General features: G+C 48.6%; 2 tRNA genes and 3 rRNA genes. All 5 read right to left on the bottom strand.

Annotated elements, in window-relative coordinates:
• Window positions 1-12 precede the first annotated feature (12 nt).
• Window positions 13-126: ribosomal RNA gene (rrf, locus tag ACT53G_RS14470) — 5S ribosomal RNA — on the bottom strand.
• 198 nt (window positions 127-324) lie between these two features.
• Window positions 325-3,207: ribosomal RNA gene (locus ACT53G_RS14465) — 23S ribosomal RNA — on the bottom strand.
• A gap of 378 nt (window positions 3,208-3,585) precedes the next feature.
• Window positions 3,586-3,661 (bottom strand) — tRNA-Ala (locus ACT53G_RS14460).
• Window positions 3,662-3,670: 9 nt separating this feature from the next.
• Window positions 3,671-3,747, bottom strand: a tRNA-Ile gene (locus ACT53G_RS14455).
• Between the two features lie 87 nt (window positions 3,748-3,834).
• Window positions 3,835-5,373 (bottom strand): 16S ribosomal RNA (locus ACT53G_RS14450).
• Together the 16S, 23S and 5S rRNA genes with 2 tRNA genes alongside form the textbook arrangement of a ribosomal RNA operon.
• Window positions 5,374-5,658 lie beyond the last annotated feature (285 nt).

Here is a 5,658-nt window from a genome sequence, read left to right as displayed (position 1 = left end):
TTTAGAATAGGAGCTTGGGGATGACCTACTTTCGCATACGAAGAGTACACTATCATTGGCGCAAGTTCGTTTCACGGCCCTGTTCGAGATGGGAAGGGGTGGTTCCAAACTGCTATTGTCCCCAAACATAACTGGTAATGTTATGCATGGTGCTGATATGAATCAGCCTGCTTTAACAAATTGGAAGAAGTAAAGGATTTTGCTTTTTCAAGCATCAATGGGCAGGGTATGAAACAACTTGTGTTTCTTATTTCTAGATGATTGCCAAATCATATTGCTTTGAACTACACCTGGCTTAGATTTTAGTCTAAGTTTTAAGGTTATAGGATCAAGCCTCACGAGCAATTAGTATCAGTTAGCTTAATGCATTACTGCACTTCCACACCTGACCTATCAACGTCCTGGTCTTGAACGACTCTTTAGCTGGCTTAAAGCCAGAGGCAAGTCTCATCTCGAGGCGAGTTTCACGCTTAGATGCTTTCAGCGTTTATCTCTTCCGCACTTAGCTACCCAGCTATACCATTGGCATGATAACTGGTCCACCAGAGGTGCGTCCACTCCGGTCCTCTCGTACTAGGAGCAGGTCCCCTCAAACTTGCAGCGCCCACGGCAGATAGGGACCAAACTGTCTCACGACGTTTTAAACCCAGCTCACGTACCACTTTAAATGGCGAACAGCCATACCCTTGGGACCGGCTACAGCCCCAGGATGTGATGAGCCGACATCGAGGTGCCAAACTCCCCCGTCGATATGAACTCTTGGGAGGAATCAGCCTGTTATCCCCAGAGTACCTTTTATCCGTTGAGCGATGGCCCTTCCATACAGAACCACCGGATCACTATGACCTGCTTTCGCACCTGCTCGACCTGTCCGTCTCGCAGTCAAGCAACCTTTTGCCATTGCACTATCAGTACGATTTCCGACCGTACCTAGGTTACCTTCGCACTCCTCCGTTACTCTTTGGGAGGAGACCGCCCCAGTCAAACTGCCTACCATACACGGTCCCCAGTCCGGATTACGGACCTAGGTTAGAACCTCAACAACATCAGGGTGGTATTTCAAGGATGACTCCACGATATCTGGCGACACCGCTTCATAGTCTCCCACCTATCCTACACAAATCTTGTCAAAGTCCAATGTAAAGCTGCAGTAAAGGTTCATGGGGTCTTTCCGTCTAGCCGCGGGGAGATTGCATCTTCACAAACATTTCAACTTCGCTGAGTCCCGAGAGGAGACAGTGTGGCCATCGTTACGCCATTCGTGCGGGTCGGAACTTACCCGACAAGGAATTTCGCTACCTTAGGACCGTTATAGTTACGGCCGCCGTTTACTGGGACTTCAATCAAGAGCTTGCACCCCATCATTTAATCTTCCAGCACCGGGCAGGCGTCACACCCTATACGTCCACTTTCGTGTTTGCAGAGTGCTGTGTTTTTATTAAACAGTCGCAGCCACCTTTTCACTGCAACCCCATCACGCTTCAAGAGCAAGTCTCTACACGTTACCGGGGCGCACCTTCTCCCGAAGTTACGGTGCTAATTTGCCGAGTTCCTTCTCCCGGGTTCTCTCAAGCGCCTTAGAATTCTCATCCTGCCCACCTGTGTCGGTTTGCGGTACGGTCTTATACAACTGAAGCTTAGTGGCTTTTCTTGGAAGCATGGTATCAATCACTTCGTCTGCAAGCAGACTCGTTATCACGTCTCAGTCTTAGCTCTCCGGATTTGCCTAAAGAACCAACCTACACGCTTGAACCGGGACATCCAACACCCGGCTGACCTAACCTTCTCCGTCCCCACATCGCATTGTATATAGGTACAGGAATATTAACCTGTTTCCCATCAGCTACGCATCTCTGCCTCACCTTAGGGGCCGACTCACCCTGCGCCGATGAACGTTGCGCAGGAAACCTTGGGCTTTCGGCGAGGGAGCTTTTCACTCCCTTTATCGCTACTCATGTCAGCATTCGCACTTCTGATACCTCCAGCATACCTCACAGTACACCTTCGCAGGCCTACAGAACGCTCTCCTACCATGCCAGTAAACTGGCATCCGAAGCTTCGGTTACGTGCTTAGCCCCGTTACATCTTCCGCGCAGGACGACTCGACCAGTGAGCTATTACGCTTTCTTTAAATGATGGCTGCTTCTAAGCCAACATCCTGGCTGTCTATGCCTTCCCACTTCGTTTTCCACTTAGCACGTCATTTGGGACCTTAGCTGTCGGTCTGGGTTGTTTCCCTCTTGTCCACGGACGTTAGCACCCATGGACTGTCTCCCGTAATTGAACTTCTCAGTATTCGGAGTTTGCAATGGTTTGGTAAGTTCTTATGAACCCCCTAGCCATAACAGTGCTCTACCCCCGAGAGTTATATACGAGGCACTACCTAAATAGTTTTCGGAGAGAACCAGCTATCTCCAAGTTTGTTTAGCCTTTCACCCCTATCCACAGCTCATCCCCAAATTTTTCAACATTTGTGGGTTCGGACCTCCAGTACCTGTTACGGCACCTTCATCCTGGCCATGGATAGATCACTTGGTTTCGGGTCTACACCCAGCGACTAATTCGCCCTATTCGGACTCGATTTCTCTACGCCTCCCCTATCGGTTAAGCTTGCCACTGAATGTAAGTCGCTGACCCATTATACAAAAGGTACGCAGTCACCCCTTACGAGGCTCCCACTGTTTGTATGCATACGGTTTCAGGATCTATTTCACTCCCCTCCCGGGGTTCTTTTCGCCTTTCCCTCACGGTACTGGTTCACTATCGGTCGATATCGAGTATTTAGCCTTGGAGGATGGTCCCCCCATGTTCAGACAGGGTTTCTCGTGCCCCGCCCTACTTGTCGTTACCCTAGTTCCACAAACGGGATTTCGTATACGGGACTATCACCCACTACGGTCGGACTTTCCATTCCGTTCTACTATCGCGTCTGCTAAAAGTAACAGGCTGTTCCATGTTCGCTCGCCACTACTTACGGAATCTCGGTTGATTTCTTTTCCTCTGGGTACTTAGATGTTTCAGTTCTCCAGGTTCGCTTTACTCTTCCTATATATTCAGAAGAGAATGACCTTACGGCCGGGTTTCCCCATTCGGACATCTCCGGATCAAAGCTTATTTGCCAGCTCCCCGAAGCTTTTCGCAGGCTATCACGTCCTTCATCGCCTGATATCGCCAAGGCATCCACCATATGCACTTATTCACTTGACCCTATAACGTTAAAACCTAAACCCTTTTTAAATCTAGATTTCGTCGTGCATGAGACACGCGTTACAGGTAATTCTAAAGCACTATCAAACCTCGTTAGATTCGCTACATTCATGATTACTCATCAATGTCGCTTCTCAACTTGCGTTTAATATTTCTGATTTTGCAATCAATCGATATTATTTCCGGTTAAAAAATAATATCGCCCATTGAATATAAGTTGTCATCACACAACCTATATTCCTTTACTTCTTCCATTTTGTTAAAGAGCAGTCTTAGTCGTTAAACTAACGTTTAAAAACCAGAAGCAAACATTTAATCAAACATCAATTAATAACGCTTGCTTCTAATCTCTAAACCGCAACAAAGATACCAAGTCGTTGGTGGAGGATGACGGGATCGAACCGACGACCCCCTGCTTGCAAAGCAGGTGCTCTCCCAGCTGAGCTAATCCCCCAATATTCGGTGGTGGGTCTGGTTGGGCTCGAACCAACGACCCCCGCCTTATCAAGACGGTGCTCTAACCAGCTGAGCTACAGACCCTAAGGCGGTTTGCCTAAATCTTTGTTGCTGCTTATTTTTAAGATGACCGATAAGAGTGAATGCTTGTAGACAGGTGATCTTCTCTAGAAAGGAGGTGATCCAGCCGCACCTTCCGATACGGCTACCTTGTTACGACTTCACCCCAGTCATGAATACTACCGTGGTAATCGTCCCCCTTGCGGTTAGACTAACTACTTCTGGTAAAACCCACTCCCATGGTGTGACGGGCGGTGTGTACAAGGCCCGGGAACGTATTCACCGCGACATGCTGATCCGCGATTACTAGCGATTCCGACTTCATGCTCTCGAGTTGCAGAGAACAATCCGGACTACGATCGGCTTTCTGAGATTAGCTCCCCCTCGCGGGTTGGCAACTCTCTGTACCGACCATTGTATTACGTGTGAAGCCCTGGCCATAAGGGCCATGAGGACTTGACGTCATCCCCACCTTCCTCCGGTTTGTCACCGGCAGTCCCATTAAAGTGCCCAACTAAATGATGGCAATTAATGGCAAGGGTTGCGCTCGTTGCGGGACTTAACCCAACATCTCACGACACGAGCTGACGACAGCCATGCAGCACCTGTGTCCACTTTCCCTTACGGGCACCTAATGCATCTCTGCTTCGTTAGTGGCATGTCAAGGCCAGGTAAGGTTTTTCGCGTTGCATCGAATTAATCCACATAATCCACCGCTTGTGCGGGCCCCCGTCAATTCCTTTGAGTTTTAATCTTGCGACCGTACTCCCCAGGCGGTCTACTTCACGCGTTAGCTGCGTTACTCATGGATTTTACTCCACCAACAACTAGTAGACATCGTTTAGGGCGTGGACTACCAGGGTATCTAATCCTGTTTGCTCCCCACGCTTTCGTGCATGAGCGTCAATATTATCCCAGGGGGCTGCCTTCGCCATTGGTATTCCTCCACATCTCTACGCATTTCACTGCTACACGTGGAATTCTACCCCCCTCTGACATATTCTAGTCTTGTAGTTTCAAACGCAGTTCCCAAGTTGAGCTCGGGGATTTCACATCTGACTTACAAAACCGCCTGCGCACGCTTTACGCCCAGTAATTCCGATTAACGCTCGCACCCTACGTATTACCGCGGCTGCTGGCACGTAGTTAGCCGGTGCTTCTTATCAAGGTACCGTCAGCCTCACACAGTGTTATTGTGTAAGTTTTCTTCCCTTGCGAAAGAGCTTTACAACCCGAAGGCCTTCTTCACTCACGCGGAATGGCTGGATCAGGCTTGCGCCCATTGTCCAAAATTCCCCACTGCTGCCTCCCGTAGGAGTCTGGACCGTGTCTCAGTTCCAGTGTGGCTGGTCGTCCTCTCAGACCAGCTACTGATCGTCGCCTTGGTAGGCCATTACCCCACCAACTAGCTAATCAGATATCGGCCGCTCTTATAACGTAAGGTCCGAAGATCCCCTACTTTCCCCCTCAGGGCGTATGCGGTATTAGCTAATCTTTCGACTAGTTATCCCCCATTACAAGGTACGTTCCGATATATTACTCACCCGTTCGCCACTAATCCCCTTAGCAAGCTAAGGTTCATCGTTCGACTTGCATGTGTAAAGCATTCCGCCAGCGTTCAATCTGAGCCAGGATCAAACTCTTCAGTTTAATTCCTAACTATTACTTTTTACCTCAATTAAGAGGCGGTATTCGATTTCGCTATATCTCAAATTCATTTCAAGGTATGTGTGTAAACTACACTGTACATACTTGTCATAAATCTAAGCGTAAGCATTTGTATTTTCTGAGTTTTACGCATTAAATGCGCTCACACCCAACTACAAACACCCACACTTATCAGTCATCCTAATTTTTAAAGAACAGTGCCTCGAAGGCTTTTCGCCCTTCCGTTTTAACTTCCAACGTTTCAAGCGAAGCGCGCATTATACAGAG

The sequence above is a fragment of the Methylophilus sp. DMC18 genome (genome assembly GCF_056314005.1).
Note: the sequence above shows the minus strand (reverse complement) of the source record. Positions and strands in the feature narration are given on the sequence as shown.